Annotated in this window: 15 protein-coding genes; 3 read left to right on the forward strand and 12 right to left on the reverse strand. The window is 71.7% G+C overall.

The annotated features are described in order from the left end of the window. The first annotated feature begins 29 nt into the window (after nt 1-29). Both QM782_RS05025 and QM782_RS05030 read left to right on the forward strand, forming a co-directional pair. The gene (locus tag QM782_RS05025; protein ID WP_415201824.1) at nt 30-818 is read left to right on the forward strand and encodes a 3-ketoacyl-ACP reductase; all 789 of its coding nucleotides are present in this window, start codon (nt 30-32) and stop codon (nt 816-818) included. Nucleotides 819-847: 29 nt separating this feature from the next. Next, complete coding sequence (locus QM782_RS05030) at nt 848-1,804, forward strand: Bug family tripartite tricarboxylate transporter substrate binding protein (RefSeq protein ID WP_415201825.1); 957 nt, start codon at nt 848-850, stop codon at nt 1,802-1,804. 97 nt (nt 1,805-1,901) lie between these two features. Here the strand turns inward: QM782_RS05030 and uvrA are convergent, their stop codons facing one another. Next, nucleotides 1,902-7,616, reverse strand: coding sequence for an excinuclease ABC subunit UvrA (gene uvrA, locus QM782_RS05035; protein WP_415201826.1), 5,715 nt, complete (start codon nt 7,614-7,616; stop codon nt 1,902-1,904). A 233-nt stretch (nt 7,617-7,849) separates the two neighbouring features. Between uvrA and QM782_RS05040 the strand changes: the two genes are divergently transcribed. Continuing rightward, entirely contained in the window at nt 7,850-8,737 is an 888-nt protein-coding gene (locus QM782_RS05040; protein ID WP_415201827.1) for a PEP-CTERM sorting domain-containing protein, read from the forward strand. Between the two features lie 63 nt (nt 8,738-8,800). Here QM782_RS05040 and QM782_RS05045 read toward each other — a convergent pair whose 3' ends face one another. The 11 genes from QM782_RS05045 to QM782_RS05095 form a co-directional block, all read right to left on the reverse strand. Next, nucleotides 8,801-10,483 carry an MFS transporter gene (locus tag QM782_RS05045; RefSeq protein ID WP_415201828.1) on the reverse strand — a complete coding sequence of 561 codons (1,683 nt, stop codon included), beginning with the start codon at nt 10,481-10,483 and terminating at the stop codon, nt 8,801-8,803. Nucleotides 10,484-10,630: 147 nt separating this feature from the next. Further along, nucleotides 10,631-11,275 carry a 2-hydroxychromene-2-carboxylate isomerase gene (locus QM782_RS05050; RefSeq protein WP_415201829.1) on the reverse strand — a complete coding sequence of 215 codons (645 nt, stop codon included), beginning with the start codon at nt 11,273-11,275 and terminating at the stop codon, nt 10,631-10,633. Further along, the gene (locus tag QM782_RS05055; protein WP_415201830.1) at nt 11,272-11,496 is read right to left on the reverse strand and encodes a DUF1289 domain-containing protein; all 225 of its coding nucleotides are present in this window, start codon (nt 11,494-11,496) and stop codon (nt 11,272-11,274) included. Before QM782_RS05055 ends, QM782_RS05050 begins: the two co-directional genes overlap by 4 nt. Beyond that, on the reverse strand, nt 11,493-11,996 hold the full coding sequence (locus QM782_RS05060) for a YbaK/EbsC family protein (protein ID WP_415201831.1): 504 nt from the start codon (nt 11,994-11,996) through the stop codon (nt 11,493-11,495). Before QM782_RS05060 ends, QM782_RS05055 begins: the two co-directional genes overlap by 4 nt. Continuing rightward, nucleotides 11,996-12,631: a homoserine/homoserine lactone efflux protein gene (gene rhtB, locus QM782_RS05065; RefSeq protein WP_415201832.1), complete on the reverse strand. Its 636-nt coding sequence runs from the start codon at nt 12,629-12,631 to the stop codon at nt 11,996-11,998. Before rhtB ends, QM782_RS05060 begins: the two co-directional genes overlap by 1 nt. 1 nt (nt 12,632) lies before the next feature. Next, complete coding sequence (locus QM782_RS05070) at nt 12,633-13,553, reverse strand: hydroxymethylglutaryl-CoA lyase (protein WP_415201833.1); 921 nt, start codon at nt 13,551-13,553, stop codon at nt 12,633-12,635. A 118-nt stretch (nt 13,554-13,671) separates the two neighbouring features. Further along, nucleotides 13,672-14,592: a 2-hydroxyacid dehydrogenase gene (locus tag QM782_RS05075; RefSeq protein ID WP_415201834.1), complete on the reverse strand. Its 921-nt coding sequence runs from the start codon at nt 14,590-14,592 to the stop codon at nt 13,672-13,674. A 42-nt stretch (nt 14,593-14,634) separates the two neighbouring features. Continuing rightward, nucleotides 14,635-16,638, reverse strand: a complete 2,004-nt coding sequence (locus tag QM782_RS05080) for an acetyl-CoA carboxylase biotin carboxylase subunit (RefSeq protein ID WP_415201835.1) — start codon at nt 16,636-16,638, stop codon at nt 14,635-14,637. Between the two features lie 3 nt (nt 16,639-16,641). Then, nucleotides 16,642-17,352 (reverse strand): DUF4126 domain-containing protein, encoded by a 711-nt coding sequence (locus QM782_RS05085; protein WP_415201836.1) that lies wholly within the window; start codon nt 17,350-17,352, stop codon nt 16,642-16,644. 19 nt (nt 17,353-17,371) lie between these two features. Then, nucleotides 17,372-18,157 carry an enoyl-CoA hydratase/isomerase family protein gene (locus QM782_RS05090; protein ID WP_415201837.1) on the reverse strand — a complete coding sequence of 262 codons (786 nt, stop codon included), beginning with the start codon at nt 18,155-18,157 and terminating at the stop codon, nt 17,372-17,374. A 14-nt stretch (nt 18,158-18,171) separates the two neighbouring features. Further along, on the reverse strand, nt 18,172-19,794 hold the full coding sequence (locus QM782_RS05095) for a carboxyl transferase domain-containing protein (protein WP_415201838.1): 1,623 nt from the start codon (nt 19,792-19,794) through the stop codon (nt 18,172-18,174). Nucleotides 19,795-19,923: the final 129 nt, after the last annotated feature.

The following is a 19,923-nucleotide window of genomic DNA, read 5'->3' on the forward strand; positions in this document are numbered from 1 at the left end:
GCGTGAAAACGCCAACAAGGAGATTGGAAATGAATGCAGCAGCTTCTGGCGACAAGGTGCGCCGGGCCTTCGTGACGGGTGGCCGCCGTGGCATTGGCCGTGGCATCGCCTACGCGCTTGCGCAAGGAGGCTTCGATGTCGTCATCGGCGACCTGACGCGCGACGCCGACGCGGAGGAAACGCTCCAGGGTATTGCCGAGCGCGGCACACGCGGAGCCTTCGTGACTTGCGACGTGGCCGACATCAACGAGCACCAAGCCGTGATCGACCGCGTCGAAGATGCGATCGGCCCTCTGGACTGCCTGGTCAACAACGCAGGCATCAGCGTGGCCAAGCGCGGTGACCTCCTGGAAACCACGCCGGAAAGCTTCGACCAGCTGATGTGGGTGAACCTTAAGGGACCGTTCTTCCTGACGCAGAAGGTCGCCTCGCGATTCCTCGAACGCCGGGCCGATGGCTGCTACCGCTGCATCGTCAACGTATCGTCAGCCAATGCCTATGCGGCTTCGCCGAACCGTGGCGAATACTGCCTGTCCAAGTCGGCAGTCAGCATGGCGACCAAGCTGTTCGCAGCACGCCTGGGCGAGGCGGGCATCGGCGTGTTCGAAGTACGTCCGGGGGTGATCCGCACCAACATGACCGCAGTCGCCGCCGCCGATTACGACAAGCGAATCGCGGCAGGCCTGACCCCGATCCCGCGATGGGGAGAAGTGCAAGACGTGGGTCGCGCCGTGGCGGCCCTGGCCAGCGGCGCCTTCGGGTTCAGCACCGGCGATGCCATCCATGTGGACGGCGGGCTGCACATCCCGCGCCTGTGACTTTCCAACACACCTTGACGAGGACAGACATGCTCTTTCGCACCATCGTCGTGGCCATGGGGCTCGCCGCCACCATGCTGGCCCCGGCCCAGGCCGAAACCTACCCGGCCAAGCCGGTGGAGATGATCGTTCCCTGGCCTGCCGGCGGAGGCACCGACGTGATTGCACGGGTGTACGCCGAGGCAGCGCGACCGCATTTTTCGCAACCGATCCTGATCGTGAACCGACCCGGTGCTATTGGCTCCATCGGCTTCTCCGAGGCCGCTGCGGCCAAGCCCGACGGCTACAAGGTCGTGATGGCCACGCCCGAATTGCTGATCGCGCCGTACCTCAAGATAGGCCGGGCGACCTTCGCGGACTTCGTGCCGATCGCACGGATCAATGCCGACCCGTCGTCTATCACCGTGCAGGCGGATGCGCCGTGGAAGACGGTGGGCGAGTTCCTGGCCTACGCAAAGTCCAAGAATGGCGAGGTGACGATCTCGACCTCGGGCAACGGCGCGATTCCCGACATCGCCGCCGCTGCGCTGGAGGACAAGACGGGTATCAAGTTCACACGGGTGCCGTATCAGGGCGAGGCGCCGGCCATTCAGGCCATTCTTGCCGGCCAAGTGGATGCCACCGTGGTGGCCCCTGGTGCCATGAGCAGCCACGTGAAAGCTGGCAAGCTGCGCATTCTTGCGGTCACCTCCGCCCAGCGTGTGGCCGAGTTCTCCGATGTGCCCACACTCAAGGAAAGCGGTGTGGATCTGGTCATTGGGACTTGGCGCGGTCTGATGGTGCCCAAGGGCACACCGCCCGAGGTCGTCGCGCAGTGGCGCGAGCTGACCCGCAAAGTCAGCGCCGAGCCGAGGTATCAGGAAACGCTGAAGAAGCAGAACGTGAATCTCATCTACGAGGACGGCTCGGCCTTTGAAGCCGTGTTGCGGGAGAACGATGCGCTGTTCAAGCGCCTGGTGCCTACGCTCCAGGTGACATCCAAGTAAACCAGGCGGGCGCAGCATGAAGTAACGGCGAAAGCGCAGATGAGGCCGCCCGACAACCGGCTGGCTCGCCGCCTTCAGCCGCCGACCCTTCTTCCCCTCAACGTCTCAGCACCGGCGCCAGCGCCACGCCGGTAGCCGTGCCCTGCCGCACCAGTTCCTCCGGCGGCGCCGCTCCCACCACGGTGCCGCCGCCCTCGCCCCCCTCCGGCCCCAGGTCCACCACCCAGTCCGCCTCGGCGATCAAATCCAGGTCGTGCTCGATCACGACCACGCTGTGGCCGCCGTCGACCAGGCGGTGCAGCACGCGGATCAGCTTCTCGACGTCGGCCATGTGCAGGCCCACCGTCGGCTCGTCCAGCACGTAGAGGGTGTGCGGCGCCTTCTGGCCGCGGCGGCCCACCTCGTCGCGCACCTTGGTCAGCTCGGTCACGAGCTTGATGCGCTGCGCCTCGCCGCCCGAAAGCGTGGGTGAGGGCTGGCCCAGCGTCAGGTAGCCCAGGCCCACGTCCTGCAGCAGCTGCAGCGGGTGCGCGATGGCGGGCATGCTGGCGAAGAAGCCGACGGCCTCGTCGACTTCCATCTGCAGCACCTCGCCGATGCTCTTGCCGCGCCAGCTGACGGCCAGCGTCTCGGGGTTGAAGCGGGCACCGTGGCAGCTTTCGCAGGGCACCTTCACGTCGGGCAGGAAGCTCATCGCGATGGTGCGGATGCCCTGGCCCTCGCAGCTCGGGCAGCGGCCCTCGCCAGTGTTGAACGAGAAGCGGCCGGGGCCGTAGCCGCGCGCCTTGGCCTCCAGCGTCTCGGCGAACAGCTTGCGGATCGTGTCCCAGAAGCCGATGTAGGTGGCCGGGCAGCTGCGCGGGGTCTTGCCGATGGGCGTCTGGTCGACCTCCAGCACGCGGTCGACCTGCTCGTAGCCGAGCACGGCGTCGCAGCCGGTCCACACCGGGCCGCGCAGCGTCAGCGCCGCCAGGCCCGACTGCGTGGACTTCTGCGCGACCACGTTCTGCACGTTGGCCAGCAGCACGTCGCGCGCCAGCGTGGACTTGCCCGAGCCGCTGACGCCGGTCACGGCGACCAGCCGCTTGAGCGGGATGTCCACGTCCACGTGCTGCAGGTTGTGCTCGCGCGCGCCGCGCACGGACAGGCGTGCCGCGCCGGCCTCGACCGCGCGGCGGGGCTTCAGCGGGTGCCGCATCGCGTGCAGCAGGTAGCGGCCGGTCACCGAATCACCGGCCTGCGCCAGGTCCTCGGCGCGGCCCTGGGCGACGAGCCGCCCGCCGCGCTTGCCGGCGCCGGGGCCGATGTCGATCAGGTGGTCGGCGCGGCGGATGGTGTCCTCGTCGTGCTCGACCACGACCAGCGTGTTGCCTTTGTCGCCGAGCTTGTGCAGCGCGTTCAGCAGGATGTGGTTGTCGCGCGCGTGCAGGCCAATGGTCGGTTCGTCCAGGATGTAGCAGACGCCCTGCAGGTTGCTGCCGAGCTGGGCCGCCAGGCGGATGCGCTGGGCCTCGCCGCCCGACAGCGTGGGCGCGCCGCGGTCCAGCGTCAAATAGCCCAGGCCCACTTCTTCCAGGAATTCGAGCCGGCTCGCGATCTCGGGCAGCAGGTCGCGCGCGATGCCGGCCTCGCGCGGCGGCAGGCGGCCGGGCGCCATCAGGCCGGCGATCCACTGCCGCACCTGGCCGACGGACAGGCGCGCGATGTCGGTGATGGCGCGGCCGTCGAAGCGCACGGCGCGCGCGGTCGCGTTCAGCCGCGTGCCCTGGCAGCTCGGGCAGGCCGTGTCGCCGACGTCCTCGGCCTCGGGTTCGGCGAAGCTCTGCTCGCGGCCCTTGTGGTCGTCGGCGCGCACCGAGTCGTCGTAGACGGCGCGCTGCGCCTGCGTGAGCTTGACGCCGGTGCCCACGCAGTCCGGGCACCAGCCGTGCTTGCTGTTGTAGGAGAACAGGCGCGGGTCCAGCTCGGCGTACGAGGTCGCGCAGACCGGGCAGGCGCGCCGGGCCGAGAAGGCCAGCAGCTCGCCGATGTGGGCGGTGGGCGTGCCGGCCGCCAGCGCGGCGCGCAGGCCGTCGAGCCGGTGCAGCACGTGCACCACGCCCTTGCCGTGCTCCAGCGCCCGCGCCAGCGCCTCGCGCAGCCGCGCCTCGTTCTCGGGCGTCACGTCCAGGCTGGACACCGGCAGCTCGATGGTGTGCTCCTTGAAGCGGTCGATGCGCGGGAAGTTGGTGGTCGGCAGGAAGTTGCCGTCCACCCGCAGGTGGGTGAAGCCGCGCGGCCGCGCCCAGTCCGCCAGCTCCGTGTAGACGCCCTTGCGGTTGAGCACCAGCGGCGCCAGCAGGCCCACGTGCTGGCCGCGGAACTGGCGCATCAGCTGCGCGGCGATGCTGTCCGGCGTTTGCGGCTGCACCGCCGCGCCGTCGTGCACGCAGTGCTGCACGCCGAGCTTGACGTACAGCAGGCGCAGGAAGTGCCAGACCTCAGTGGTGGTGCCTACCGTGGACTTGCGCCCGCCGCGCGACAGGCGCTGCTCGATCGCCACCGTCGGCGGTATGCCGTAGACCGCGTCGACCTCGGGCCGGCCGGCCGGCTGCACGATGCTGCGCGCGTAGGCGTTCAGCGACTCCAGGTAGCGGCGCTGGCCCTCGTTGAACAGGATGTCGAAGGCCAGCGTGGACTTGCCCGAGCCGCTGACGCCGGTGACGACGTTGAAGCTGCCGCGCGGGATGCGCACCGAAAGCGCCTGCAGGTTGTGCTCCCTGGCGTTGACGATCTCGATCGCCGCATCGGCCTGCGCGGCGTAGCGCGGCGCGGCCGGCTCCTCCGCCGCCAGCGGCTGGCCGGGCTGCATCGCGGCCTCGTAGTCGCGCAGCGCGGCGCCGGTGTGCGAGGCCGGATGCTGCTGCAGATCTTCGGGCGTGCCGGCCGCGACGACCTGGCCGCCGGCGTCGCCGCCCTCCGGGCCCAGGTCGATCAGCCAGTCGGCGGCGCGGATCACGTCCAGGTTGTGCTCGATCACGACCAGCGAGTGCCCGGCCTCCAGCAGCTTGCGCAGCGCGCGCATCAGCTTGGCGATGTCGTCGAAGTGCAGGCCGGTGGTCGGCTCGTCGAACAGGAACAGCTGGCCCTTGCGCGCCACGGCCTGGCGCGTGCTGGCCGCGCCCTTGGCGGCCTCGGCCAGGAAGCCGGCCAGCTTGAGCCGCTGCGACTCCCCGCCCGACAGCGTGGGCACGGGCTGGCCCAGCTTCACGTAGTCCAGGCCCACGTCCACGATGGGCTGCAGGGCGCGCACGACCTCGCGGTCGCGCTCGAACACCTGCACGGCCTCAGCCACGGTCAGTTCCAGCACCTCGGCCACGCTGAAGCCGCGCAGGCGCGCGTCGTCCGCGGCACGGCGCTCGATCTTCACCTCCAGCACCTCGGGCCGGTAGCGCTGGCCGTCGCAGTCGGGGCAGCGCAGGTAGACGTCGGACAGGAACTGCATCTCCACGTGCTCGAAGCCCGAGCCGCCGCAGGTCGGGCAGCGCCCGTCGCCGCTGTTGAAGCTGAACTTCGAGGCGGTGTAGCCGCGCTGGCGCGCCAGCGGCGCGTCGGCGAACAGCGCGCGGATGGCGTCCCAGGCGCCGACGTAGCTGACCGGGTTGGAGCGCGCGGTCTTGCCGATCGGCGACTGGTCCACGTAGACCACGTCGGCCAGGTGGTCCGCGCCCAGCAGCCGGTCGTGCCGGCCCGGCGCCTCGGTGGCGCGGCCGAAGTGGCGCAGCAGCGCCGGCGCCAGCACGTCCTGCACCAGCGTGGACTTGCCCGAGCCGCTGACGCCGGTCACGCAGACCAGGCGCTGCAGAGGGATGTCCACCGTCACGTTCTTGAGGTTGTGCTCGCGCGCGCCTTCGAGCACCAGGCGCGGCGTGCCGTCGGCCACGGCGCGGCGCTGGCCGGTGCCGATCTGCCAGCGCCCGCCCAGGTATTGGCCGGTCAGCGTGTCGGCGTGGCGCAGCTGCGCGGTCGTGCCGTCGAACACGATGCGGCCGCCGCGCGCGCCGGGGCCCGGGCCCATGTCGATCATGCGGTCGGCCGCGAACATCACGGCCGGGTCGTGCTCCACCACGACCAGCGTGTTGCCGGCATCGCGCAGGCGCTGCATGGCCTCGATGATGCGGTGCATGTCGCGCGGGTGCAGGCCGATGCTGGGCTCGTCCAGCACGAACAGCGTGTTGACCAGCGAGGTGCCCAGGGCCGTCGTCAGGTTGATGCGCTGCACCTCGCCGCCGGACAGCGTGCGGCTCTGGCGGTCCAGCGTCAGGTAGCCGATGCCCACGTCCTGCAGGTAGCGCAGCCGCGTGGTGATCTCCTCGAACAGCAGCTTCAGCGCCTGGGCCTCGCCATCGCTGCCGCCGGGCTGCGCGGCGGAGATGCGGTCGAAGAAGCGCGCCAGCCGCTCGATCGGCAGCAGCATCAGGTCGTGCAGGCACAGGCCCGGCAGGGCTTCGAGCTGCGCGCGCGTCCATTCCACGCCCCGGGGCATGAAGCGGGCGGACGGGACCAGCACCGCGTCCGCATCCTCCCGGCCGCCCAGGCGCCACAGCAGGCTCTCGGCCTTCAGCCGCGCGCCGCCGCAGGTCCCGCAGGGCGTGTAGCTGCGGTACTTGGACAGCAGCACGCGGATGTGCATCTTGTAGGCCTTGCTCTCCAGGTACTCGAAGAAGCGCTTGACGCCGTACCACTGCTGGTTCCACTTGCCGTTCCAGTGCGGCGAGCCGTGCAGCACCCAGTGCTGCTGCTCGGGCGTGAGCCGGTTCCAGGGGGTGTCGCGCGGAATGCCGGCGGCCTCGGCATGGCGCATCAGGTCGTCCTGGCATTCCTGCCATGCGGGCGTCTGCATCGGCTTGACCGCGCCGCCGCGCAGCGTGAGCCGGTCGTTCGGGATGACCAGGTTCCAGTCCACGCCGATCACGCGGCCGAAGCCGCGGCAGGTCTCGCAGGCGCCGGCCGGCGAGTTGAACGAGAACATCGACGGGATCGGGTCGGCGTAGCGCAGGTCGCTGTCCGGGCAGTGCAGGCCGGTAGAGAAGCGCCAGATCGCGGGCGCGGCCTCGCCGTCGGCCGCCAGCGCGTAGACGTTCAGCCGGCCGGCGCCGCGCTTCAGGCAGGTCTCGATCGCCTCGACCACGCGCACGCGCTCGGCGCTGCCGAGGCGCAGGCGGTCGGCCGTGACGTCCAGCAGCTTGCGCGGCGCGGCGGGCGTGGCCACCTCGCGCTCGGCCTGCACGCGCGTGAAGCCGCTGGCGGCCAGCCACTCGGCGACCTGCTCGCCGCTGGTGTTGGCCGGCAGCTCCACGGGAAAGGTCAGCACCAGGCGCGGGTCGCCCTGCTCCGCCGCGCGCCGCTGCAGCTCGGCGTAGATGCTGTCCGGCGAATCGTGCCGCACCGGCTGCGCGGTGACGCGGTCGAACAGCCGGCCGGCGCGCGCGAACAGCAGCTTCAGGTGGTCGTTCAGCTCGGTCATCGTGCCGACCGTCGAACGCGAGCTGCGCACCGGATTGGTCTGGTCGATCGCGATCGCCGGCGGCACGCCTTCCACGCGGTCCACCGCCGGCTTATCCATGCGGTCCAGGAACTGGCGGGCGTATGCGGAGAAGGTTTCCACGTAGCGCCGCTGCCCTTCTGCGTACAGCGTGTCGAACACCAGGCTGGACTTGCCCGACCCGCTGGGGCCGGTGACGACGGTCAACTCGCCGGTGCGGATGTCCAGGTCCAGGTTCTTGAGGTTGTGCTGGCGCGCGCCGCGGATGCGGATGGTCCCGTGAGGCATCGAACGAATGGAGTCAGGCCAAACAGTCGATTCTAGGGAGCCAGGCCCTTTCGGGCCGGCGCGCGCGCATTGGCATCGCGTGCACACAGGAATGCGAAAAACATCTCGCCATGCCCGGTGAATTTCCGGCCGCCGGGCATGTGTGATTTTGTTTCTCGATGTATCCGGGGCAGCAGCACAGAATTCGAGCAAACAAATTGAAACATTTGATCATCTTCTGTATCAAGGCTGCCATGTCGACCACCGCTCCCTGTGTCCTCGCCGTCCGGAACGCCCTCGTCCTGCTGGCGGCGTGCACCAGCATCGCCGCATTCGCGAAGGCCCCGCCCGGAATTCCGGCCGGGGGGCTGATGTCCCCGGACCCCTGCACCGTCGTCCCCGGCGTGGCCGCCGTGGCGCCCGCCGCGCCGCGCAAGCCGCGCGTGGTCCGGCCGAAGCCCGTGGTGCGCGCGGACACGGGAACGGCCGTGCCGGTGCCGGTCGCCGCCCGCAAGGCCGTGCGCCCACGCCCGCGCCCGCGGGCCGCGCCGCCGGTGGCCGTTGCCCCCAAGCTGCCGTCGGGCTGCGGCATCGCGTCGCCCGTCGCCGCGGCGCTGGGCCGGCTGGCGCCGCCGGCAGCGCAGATCCTCGGGCGCAGCGAAGTGCCGGACGCGTCGCTGCCGGTCCTGACGCTGGCAGCGGACGACGCGCCGGCCGCGCCGACAGGCGCCCGGGCGCCCGCGGCGCCACGTGCGGGCGACGCCCCCGCCACCACCGAGGCGCCGTCTGCGCTGCCGGTCGCCATGCTGCCCGTCGCGTTCGCCGGCCCCATCGCCGGTGCCCTGCAGCGTGGCGGGCCGCAGGCCGAAGACCTGCATGGCGACGAACCGCAGGACGCCAGGCGGATGCCCCCGTTGCCGTCCGCACAGGATCCGTTCGCGGAATCGGCGCCTGCCGGTCCCCTGGTCGAGCGGCAGCCCGGGCCGCAACCCACCCCGGGAAAGGGCACTGCCGGACAGAACCAGAACCAAAAACCCGAAGCCACGGCGGAAGTGCCCGAGCCCGCGACGCTGGCGCTGGCGCTGGCCGGCATCGTCGCGGCCTGCCTGAGCCGGCGGGCCCGGCGCGCGCCACAAGCGTGAACCTGCGCGCCCCGTAAAAAAGCCCGGCGACGCCGGGCTTTTCTTCATCCGCCGCGGACCGCGTCAGTCGTTCGCGTAGATGTCGTTGTCCTTGGTCTCGCGCACGAACAGCGTGCCGACGACCAGCGTGATCGCCGCCACCACGATGGGGTACCACAGGCCGCTGTACATGTTGCCGGTCTGCGCCACGATGGCCAGCGCCGTGGCCGGCAGCAGGCCGCCGAACCAGCCGTTGCCGATGTGGTAGGGCAGGCTCATCGAGGTGTAGCGGATGCGCGTGGGGAACATCTCCACCAGCATGGCCGCGATCGGGCCGTAGACCATGGTCACCAGGATCACCAAGTAGACCAGGATCAGCACGGCCATGAAGGTGTTCATCTTGGCCGGGTCGGCCTTGGCCGGGTAGCCGGCGGCCTTCAGGTCGTCGGCCACGGCCTTCTTCAAGGCGGCGTCCTTGGCCTTCAGCTCGTCGGCCGGCAGGCCGGCGGCGCTGTAGCTGGTGATGAGCTGCTCGCCGATCTTGATCGTGGCCGGCGCGCCAGCCGGGCCGGCGACGTTCTCGTAGCTGACCGAGCTGGCCGACAGCACCTGCTTGGCGATGTCGCAGGAACTCGTGAACCTGGACGTGCCGGTGGGGTTGAACTGGAACGAGCACTCGTTCGGATCGGCCGTCACGACCACCTGGTTCTTGGCCTGGGCCGCGGCCAGGTCGGGGTTGACCGCGTTGGTCAGCGCCTTGAACACCGGAAAGTAGGTCAGCACGGCCAGCAGGCAGCCGGCCAGGATGATGGGCTTGCGGCCGATCCGGTCGGACAGGCTGCCGAAGATCACGAAGAACGGCGTGGCGATGAGCAGCGCGATCGCGATCAGGATGTTGGCCGTGGCGCCATCCAGCTTGAGCTGGCCGGTCAGGAAGAACAGCGCGTAGAACTGGCCCGTGTACCAGACCACGGCCTGGCCCGCCGTCAGGCCGATCAGCGCCAGGATCACGATCTTCAGGTTGCGCCACTGGCCGAAGGACTCGGACAGCGGCGCCTTGGACACCTTGCCCTCGGACTTCATCTTCAGGAAGGCCGGCGACTCGTTCATCGACAGCCGGATGTAGACCGACACCGCCAGCAGCAGGATGGAGACCAGGAACGGGATGCGCCAGCCCCATTCGGCGAACGCCGCCTCGCCGGTGGCGGTGCGCACGCCCAGGATCACCAGCAGCGACAGGAACAGGCCCAGCGTCGCCGTGGTCTGGATCCACGAGGTGTAGAAGCCGCGCTTGCCGGGCGGCGCGTGCTCGGCCACGTAGGTGGCGGCGCCGCCGTACTCCCCGCCCAGCGCCAGGCCCTGCAGCATGCGCAGTACGATCAGGATGACGGGCGCGGCCACGCCGATGCTGGCGTAGCCGGGCAGCAGGCCGACGATGAAGGTCGACAGGCCCATGATCAGGATCGTGACCAGGAAGGTGTACTTGCGACCGATCATGTCGCCCAGCCGCCCGAACACCAGCGCGCCGAACGGCCGCACGATGAAGCCGGCGGCGAATGCCAGCAGCGAGAAGATGGTGCGCGACGCCGGGTCCAGCGCCGAGAAGAACTGGTTGCCGATGATCACGGCCAGCGTGCCGTACAGGTAGAAGTCGTACCACTCGAACACCGTCCCGATGGACGATGCCAGGATGACCTTGCGCTCTTCCTTGGTCATCGGGCGGCTGGCCTGCGCCGCCCCCCCGCCCGCTTGCGTTGCCGTTGCCATGGCTGTCTCCTTGTATGCAGCCCCCGACGCGGGAGCACGCGTGCATTCTTCGAGCGCGCACTGACCCGTCTCTGACGTCGGGCCAACAAGTTCTTACAAATTGGGTAGTAACCCGCAGACCCCGTTGCGGGATGTGGAGCGGCCCGTTCAGGACGGCCGGCGATCCAGCGCCGACGGCCGCTCCGGCGCCGATTCCCACAGGCCGGACGCGAACCAGGCATCGTCCTGCAGGCAGGCCCGCAGCATCGGCAGCGCGTCCAGGCCCCAGAACACCCGGCCGTCCACGACCAGGGACGGCACGCCGAACACGCCTGCCGCGACGGCCTCGTCGGTGTTGGCGCGCAGCACGGCCTTGACCTCCGCGCCGGCGGGATCGCGGCGCGGCGCCAGCTGCGCGGCCAGGGCCTGCAGCCGCTGCGGGTCGTCGGCAGGCGCGCCGCCGCGCCACACGTGGCGCAGCACGGTCTCGCAGACATGACGGTTGGGCTGCGGGCCGGGCCCGCAGGCCAGGGCCAGGCGCAGCAGCGCCAGCGGCGCGAACGGGTGCTCGGCCGGCAGGTCCATGGGCACGCCGTGCTGCTGCGCCAGCCACAGCACCTGGCGGTAGACGAAGGCGCGCTTGGCCGGGATCTCGGCCGGCCCACGCAGGCCGTGCGCCTGCAGCAAAGCGCCCAGCAGCACCGGCTTGTAGCTGACGTGGTAGCTCAGGCCGTCGAGCGCCTGCGGCAGCGTCTCGAACGCCAGGTAGGCGTAGGGCGACAGGAAGTCGAGATAGAAGTCGATGCGTTTCATGCCACGGCCCTGCGCGCGCGTTCGAGGATGCGGGCCCAGACGGCGCGGCGCGCGGCGTCGTCCATGCCGGACCAGCCGGCGATCTCGTCCAGGCGGCGCAGGCAGCCTTCGCACAGGCCGTCGGCCCCCATGCGGCAGACCGACACGCAGGGCGAGCCGACAGCGCCGTTCGCGGCCAGCAGGCGCGGACCGCGGCGCAGCAGGGCCTGGGCCGGCGTCACGGCGCCTGCACCACGACGTCGGCCACGGGCGCGCCGCCGGTCAGCGCCGCCAGGTCCTGCGGCCGCAGCCGGAACACGGCGTGCGGATGGCCGGCCGCGGCCCAGATCTCCTCGAAGCGGAACAGCTCGCGGTCGATCAGCGTGACCGGCGGCGTGGCATGCGCCAGCGGCGCGACGCCGCCGATCGCAAAGCCCGTCCTGGCCCGGACGAAGTCCGCATCGGCGCGGCCGGTCTTGCCGACCAGCGCGTCGACCTTCTTCTCGTCCACGCGGCGGTCGCCCGAGGTCACCACCAGCACCGCCGCGTCGTCGCCCTTGCGCCGGAAGACGATGCTCTTGGCGATCTGGCCCATCGCCACGCCCAGCGCGTCGGCCGCCTGTTGCGCGGTGCGCGCGGCGTCGTCCAGCAGCTGCGGCGCATGCGCGTGGCCGGCCGCCTGCAGTGCGCGCGCGACGCGCTGCACACCCTGCGGCCATGCCGCGATTTCGGCGCCGCACATCAGTGGACCACCCGCTTGACCAGCAGCAGGCTCGCGCCCATGGCCATCAGCACGCCGCCGAACACCCGGTTCTGCGAGCGGCGCGCGCGGGCGCTGCGCAGCAGCCGCTGCAGCCGCGCGGCCAGCCAGGCGTAACCGTGCATCACGACCATGTCGACCGCGACGGTGGTGGCCAGCAGGACCAGCAGCTGCAGCCACAGCGGCCGCGCCGGGTCGATGAACTGCGGCAGCACGGCCACCATGAAGACGATGCCCTTGGGGTTGGTCATGTTGGTCAGCGCGCCGCGCAGCACGCGCTCGCGGACCGACAGCGTGGCCTCGCCGAACGGCAGGCCCGCGGCTTCGGCCGCCACCGGCGCGCGCCACTGGCGCCAGCCCAGCCACAGCAGGTAGGCCGCGCCGACGATCTTGACCACGAGGAAGGCCGTGGCCGAGGCCATCAGCAGCGCGCCGATGCCCACGCCCGCCACCAGCAGCGTGAACGCCAGCCCGATCTGCAACCCCACGATGGTGGCCGTGGTGCGGCGCACGCCGTAAGCCAGGCCGTGGCTCATGCTCAGCACCGCGCCCGAACCCGGCGACAGCGCGATGGCCCAGGCCGCAAGGCAATAGGCCAGCCAGACGTCCAACGCCATGTCAACTCTCCTTCTTCGTACGGATGGCCTTGGACACGCGCGAGTGCGGCTCGCGGCCCAAGGCCTGGCTGATGTAGACGCCGGCATCGATCAGCGCGTCGAGGTCGATGCCGGTCTCGATGCCCATGCCGTGCAGCATGTAGACCACGTCCTCGGTGGCCACGTTGCCGGTCGCGCCCTTGGCGTAGGGGCAGCCGCCCAGGCCGGCGACCGAGGACTGGAAGTTCCACACGCCCAGCGCCAGCGCCGCCAGCGTGTTGGACAGCGCCTGGCCGTAGGTGTCGTGGAAATGGCCGGAGACGTGGTCGACGTCGTAGTGCGCCAGCGTGGCCTCCAGGGCCGCCTGCACCGCGCGCGGCGTGCCGACGCCGATGGTGTCGGCCACGTCGACGCGCTCGACGCCGATGTCCTTCATCAGCCGCGCCAGGTAGCCCACCTTGCCGGGCGCGATCTCGCCCTCGTAGGGGCAGCCCACGGTGCACGACATCGCGCCGCGCACGGCGATGCCGCGGGCGCGCGCGGCATCGGCCACGGGCGCGAAGCGCCCGATGCTCTCGGCGATCGAGCAGTTGATGTTCCTGCGGCTGAAGGCCTCGCTGGCCGCGCCGAACACGACGATCTCGTCGGGCCACTCGGCGCGCGGGCCGGCGACGGCCGCCTCGAAGCCCTGCAGGTTCGGCGTCAGCACCGAGTAGCGCACGCCGGCCCGGCGCCGGATGCCGTGCATGACGGCGGCGGCGTCGGCCATCTGCGGCACCCATTTGGGGCTGACGAAGCTGGTGACCTCGATCTCCGCGAGCCCGGCGTCCTGCAGCCGCTGCACCAGGCCGATCTTGACCTCCGCCGGCACGGGCTGCTTTTCGTTCTGCAGGCCGTCGCGCGGTCCGACGTCGACGATCTTCACGCGGGCGGGGAGCTTCATGGCGGGACTCTTTCGGGCTGGAAATGCAGGCGAGCCCGAGAGCCTAGCGCATCGCGCGCCACCGCATCGGCCGGTCGAGTATCGGAACCGGCGCGCGGCAGCAGGGCCTCGGCGCCGCTCAGTACCCGCGCTCCGGATCGACCACCCCCGCGACCTCTTCCCCGCGCGCCAGCGCCCGGATCTTGCCGGCGATCTGCGCGATCGACTCGGTGCGCAGCGTGCGCGCGGAGGCGTGCGGCGTGATGCCGATCTTCGGGTGCGTCCAGAACGGATGGCCGGCCGGCAGCGGCTCGGCCTCGAACACGTCGAGCAGTGCGCCGGACAGATGGCCGCTGTCGAGCAGCGGGATCAGGTCGTCCTCGACCAGATGGCCGCCGCGCGCGATGTTGATCAGGTAGCCGCCGCGCCGCAACGCCGACAGCGTGGTGCGGTTCAGGATGCCGCGCGTGGCGTCGGTCAGCGGCAGCAGGTTGACCAGGATGCGCGTGCCGACCAGGAAGTCGCCCAGCCGCGCCTCGCCGGCGAAGCAGCGCACGCCGTCGATCTGCTTGCGCGAGCGACTCCAGCCCAGCACCGGGAACTCGAACTGCGCGACCGCCTGCGCGACCCGCCCGCCCAGCACCCCGAGGCCCAGGATGCCGACCGGAAAGTCCGCCCGCTCGCGCGGCGCGCGGTAGGTCCAGCGGCCGGCGCGCGCCTCGGCCTCGTAGGCGTCGAACTCGCGGAAGTGGCGGATCACCGCGTGGCACACGTACTCGGCCATCTGCACCGACATGCCGGCGTCGTCCAGCCGCACGATGCGCACCGCGGGCGGAATCGCCAGCTGCAGCAGCGCGTCCACGCCGGCGCCGATGTTGAACAGCGCCTTCAGGCCCGGCTGCGCGTCGACGAAGCCCTGCGGCGGCGCCCAGACCACGGCGTAGTCGGCCGGCGGCTGGCAGGGCGCCCAGGCCAGCACCTCGGCCTCGGGCAGGGCCTGCTGCAGCCCCTGCACCCAGGGCTCGGGCTTGTTGCCGGTCAGGCAGACGGTGATGCGCATGGGATCGGACCTTTCGTGCCGCAAAGCCGCCCATGCTAGCCGCTACGCCGCCAGCGTCAGCAGCGCCGCGCCCTCGGCCACCTGGTCGCCGGGCGCGTACAGCAGCTCGGCGACCGTGCCGTCGGCCGGCGCGGCGATGGTGTGTTCCATCTTCATGGCCTCCAGCACGGCCAGGGCCTGGCCCCTGGCGACCTTGTCGCCGGCCCGGACCGCGAACGAGACCACCTTGCCGGGCATCGGCGCGGTCAGCCGGCCGTCTTCGCCGGCGTGCTCGCCGGCATGGGCCAGCCGGTCGGGCAGCACGACCTGCGCGGCGCCGCCGGGCGTGAACACGTGCACGGTCTCGCCCTGGCGCACCAGGCCGACGGCCATGCGGCGGCCGGCGAACTGCAGGTCCACGCGGCCGTCGGCGCGCGGCGCGAAGGCCAGCGTGCCGACGGCCTCGACGGCCGCCAACTGCAGGCGGCCGTCGTGGGCGACGCGCAGTTCGGCGCTGCCTTCCCGGCCGCCGAACCGCCAGTCGAAGCGGCGCACCATCGGCGCGTAGGCGCGCCAGCCGTCGCCGCGGCTCCAGGGATCGGCCCAGCCGCCGGAGGGCGCCGCCTGCTCGGCCAGCAGCGTCTGCGCCACGGCGCCGGCCAGCGCCAGCGGCAGGTCCACCGGCTCCTGGCCGAACAGCTGCGCCTGCTCGCGCTGGATCAGCGCCGTGTCCAGGTCGGCCTGCGCGAACGCGCGGGTGGCCAGCACGCGGCGCAGGAACTGCACGTTGTTCTGCACGCCGACCACGCGCATCGCGGCCAGCGCCTGGTCCAGCCGCGCCAGCGCCTGCTCGCGCGTGTCGCCGTGCACGATCAGCTTGGCGATCATGGAGTCGTAGAACGGCGGGATCGCATCGCCTTCGCGCACCCCCGAGTCCACCCGCACCGGGCCGCGTTCGAAATGCACGCATTGCGGCAGCCGGTAGGCGTGCAGCGTGCCGGTGGCGGGCAGGAACTGCTGGTCCGGGTTCTCGGCGCAGATGCGCGCCTCGATCGCATGGCCCTGGATGCGCAGCTGGTCCTGGCGCAGCGGCAGCGGCTCGCCGGCGGCGACGCGCAGCTGCCACTCCACCAGGTCCAGCCCGGTGATGGCCTCGGTCACCGGGTGCTCGACCTGCAGCCGGGTGTTCATCTCCATGAAGAAGAAGTCCATCGCGCCGTCCGGCCGCTGCTCGACGATGAACTCCACCGTGCCGGCGCCGACGTAGCCGACCGCGCGCGCGGCGGCCACGGCGGCTTCGCCCATGCGCTGGCGCAGCGCCGCCGTCAGGCCGGGCGCGGGCGCCTCCTCCAGCACCTTCTGGTGGCGGCGCTGCACCGAGCAGTCGCGCTCGAACAGGTGGACGACCTGGCCATGCACGTCGCCGAACACCTGGATCTCGACGTGGCGCGGGCGCTGCACGTACTTCTCGACCAGCACCGCGCCGTCCCCGAAGCTGCTGAGCGCCTCGCGCTGGCACGCGGCCAGCGCGGCCGCGAAGTCTTCCGCCCGGTCGACCGCGCGCATGCCCTTGCCGCCGCCGCCGGCGCTGGCCTTGATCAGCACGGGGTAGCCGATGCGCGCGGCCTCGCGCGCCAGCAGCGCCTCGTCCTGCGCGCTGCCGTGGTAGCCCGGCACCAGCGGCACGCCGGCCTGCTCCATCAACCGCTTGGCCGCGGCCTTCAGGCCCATCGCCTGGATCGCCGAGGCGGGCGGGCCGATGAAGACGAGGCCGGCTTCGGCGCAGGCGCGGGCGAAGTCCTCGTTCTCGCTCAGGAAGCCGTAGCCGGGATGCACGGCCTCGGCGCCCGTGGCCCGGGCCGCCGCCAGGATGCGCTCCCAGCGCAGATAGCTGTCCTGGGGCGCGCTGGCGCCGATGTGCACGGCCTCGTCGCAGGCCTGCACGTGCTGGGCGTCGGCGTCGGCGTCGGAGTAGACGGCGACGGTCTGCACGCCCATGCGGCGCGCGGTGGCGGCGACGCGGCAGGCGATCTCGCCGCGGTTGGCGATCAGGATCTTCTGGAACATGTCTCAACGTCCTTGCAGGGGCGCGGTGCGCGCGAACAGCCCGGCGAGCCTGCGCGCCACGAGGCGCAGGAACCGGAACAGCACCACCAGCAGCACCGCGCTCAGCACCAGCGCCAGCAGCAGGCAGATGCCGAACACGAGGGGATGGTGCGTCGCCAGCCACACGGCGGCCACGACCAGCCCGTCCTCCAGCAGGCTCAGGCCCAGGTTGGAGAACGGCTCGGGCGAGGCGTTGGCCGCCACGCGCGTGGTCGCCTTGGTCGCGAACGCGGTCGCCGCCAGCGAGCCGCCGAGCAGCGCGGCCACGGCGCCCATGGTCGCGCTGTCGGCGCCGAACACGCCGGCCGCCAGCGCCGCGCCGGCCGGGATGCGGATGACCGCGTGCACGGCGTCCCACAGCGAGTCCAGGCCCGGGATCTTGTCGGCGAAGAACTCCACGAACAGCATGCAGCCGCTGGCCGCCAGCATGGCCGGGTGCTGCAGCACGTGCAGGCCCTGCGGCAGCGGCAGCCAGCCCAGCCAGCCGGCCATGCCGACCAGGAACACCACGGCGTAGAGCCGGATGCCGCTGGCCCAGCCCAGCACGCCGGCCAGCGCCAGCAGCTGCGCCAGGTCCAGCGCCTGGGTGCCGGCCTGCACGGCGTGCCCGGCCTGCCCGGCCGCCACGCCCAGCCAGGCGGCGAATGCGTTCCACCAGTGGGTCAGCGTGTCCATGGTCACAGCGGGGATGGCTTCAGCGCGGCGGCAGCCAGGCCGGCGCGCGCTTGTTCAGGAACGACTGCACGCCCTCGCGCCCCTCGGCGCTGGCGCGGATGTCGGCGATGCCTTCCACCGTGGCCTGGATCAGCGCGGCGTCGATGGCGCGGCCGGCCACGTCCTGCACCAGTTGCTTGCAGGCCTGCACGGCCGCCGGGCCGGCGTGGACCAGGGCCTGCGCCAGCTCGGCCACCCGGGCGTCCAGCGCGGCGGCCGGCACCACCGCATGCACGAAGCCGATGCGCAGCGCCTCCGCCGCGTCGAAGCGCTCGGCCGTCAGGAAGTAGCGGTGCGCCGCGCGCGGCCCCATGGCGCGGACCACGTAGGGGCTGATGGTGGCCGGGATCAGGCCCAGCCTGACCTCGGACAGGCAGAAGCCCGCCGTGTCGCTGGCGACGGCGATGTCGCAGGCCGCCACCAGCCCGGTGCCGCCGGCGTAGGCGTCGCCCTGCACGCGCGCGATCGTGGGCTTGGGGCAGGCGTACAGCACGCGCAGCATCTCGGCCAGCTTGCCCGCGTCGGCCAGGTTCTCGGCGCGGGTGTAGTCGGCCATGCGGCGCATCCAGCCCAGGTCGGCACCGGCGCAGAAGGCCTTGCCCTGCGCGGCCAGCACGATGCAGCGCACGTCCTCGCGCGGGCCGAGCGCCGCGAAGGCCTGCGTGAGTTCGGCGACCAGTTCGTCGTTGAACGCGTTGCGCACGTCCGGCCGCGCCAGCGTGACGGTGGCGACGAAGTCCTGGACGGTGGTGGTGAGCATGGCCATCGCGGGAGTTCTCCTCACATGCGGAACACGCCGAACTTCGGCGCGGGAATCGGCGCGTTCAACGCCGCCGACAGGCCGAGCGCCAGCACGCGCCGGGTGTCGGCGGGGTCGATCACGCCGTCGTCCCAGAGCCGCGCGGTCGCGTAGTAGGGGTGGCCCTGGTGCTCGTACTGCGCGCGGATCGGCGCCTTGAAGGCGGCCTCCTCCTCGGCGCTCCACTGCCCGCCCCGGGCCTCGATGCCGTCGCGCCGGACGGTGGCCAGCACGCTGGCGGCCTGCTCGCCGCCCATCACGCCGATGCGCGCGTTCGGCCACATCCACAGGAAGCGCGGCGAGTACGCGCGCCCGCACATGCCGTAGTTGCCGGCGCCGAAGCTGCCGCCGATGACCACGGTGAACTTCGGCACGTTGGCCGTGGCCACGGCCGTGACCATCTTGGCGCCATGGCGCGCGATGCCCTCGTTCTCGTACTTGCGGCCGACCATGAAGCCGGTGATGTTCTGCAGGAACACCAGCGGGATCCGGCGCTGGCCGCACAGCTCGATGAAGTGCGCGCCCTTCTGCGCGGCCTCGGAGAACAGCACGCCGTTGTTGGCGACGATGCCGACCGGCATGCCCTCGACGTGGGCGAAGCCGCAGACCAGCGTGGTGCCGTAGCGGGCCTTGAACTCGGCGAGCGCGCTGTCGTCGACGACGCGGGCGATGACCTCGCGCACGTCGTAGGGCTTGCGGGTGTCGGCCGGAATCACGCCGTACAGCTCCTCGGCCGCGTAGCGCGGCGGGCGGCTCTCGCGCAGCGCCATCTGCGGGTCTTTCCGGCGGTTCAGGCTGGCCACGGCCTGGCGCGCCAGCGCCAGCGCGTGCGCGTCGTCCTGCGCCAGGTGGTCGGCCACGCCCGACAGGCGCGTGTGCACGTCGCCGCCGCCCAGGTCCTCGGCGCTGACGACCTCGCCGGTCGCGGCCTTCACCAGCGGCGGGCCGGCCAGGAAGATCGTGCCCTGCTCCTTGACGATGATGGACTCGTCGCTCATCGCCGGCACGTAGGCGCCGCCGGCCGTGCACGAGCCCATGACCACGGCGATCTGCGCGATGCCCTGCGCGCTCATGGTGGCCTGGTTGTAGAAGATGCGGCCGAAGTGGTCGCGGTCGGGGAACACCTCGTCCTGGTTCGGCAGGTTGGCGCCGCCGGAATCGACCAGGTAGATGCAGGGCAGGTGGTTCTGCTGCGCGATCTCCTGCGCGCGCAGGTGCTTCTTGACCGTCATCGGGTAGTAGGTGCCGCCCTTGACGGTGGCGTCGTTGCAGACGACCACGCACTCCACGCCGCTGACGCGGCCGATGCCGGCGATCAGGCCGGCGCAGGGCGCGCTGTCGCCGCCGCCCGCGTCGGGGTACATGTTCAGCGCCGCCAGCGGCGACAGCTCCAGGAACGGCGTGCCCGGGTCCAGCAGCAGCTGCACGCGCTCGCGCGGCAGCAGCTTGCCGCGCGCGGTGTGCCTGGCGCGCGCGGCGGCGCCGCCGCCCTCCGCCACCTGGGCCAGCCTGGCCTGGAGGTCCGCCACCGCGGCGCGCAGCACCTCGGCGTTGGACTGGAAGTCCGCCGAGCGGACGTTGAGCTTGGTCTCCAGGGCTGGCATGGAACGGGTTCTCCGCGCGATGAGGCAGTGCCGCGAGCGTAGCCCGAGTCGGCCTGCAATGGGCGCCACGATGGTTGCAGATCGTGCCAGGCGCCGGCGCCGCCGGTGGACGGGCTGCACGGGCCGGCC

This window comes from Pseudorhodoferax sp. (genome assembly GCF_047601025.1).
Taxonomy (GTDB): Bacteria; Pseudomonadota; Gammaproteobacteria; order Burkholderiales; family Burkholderiaceae_C; genus Pseudorhodoferax.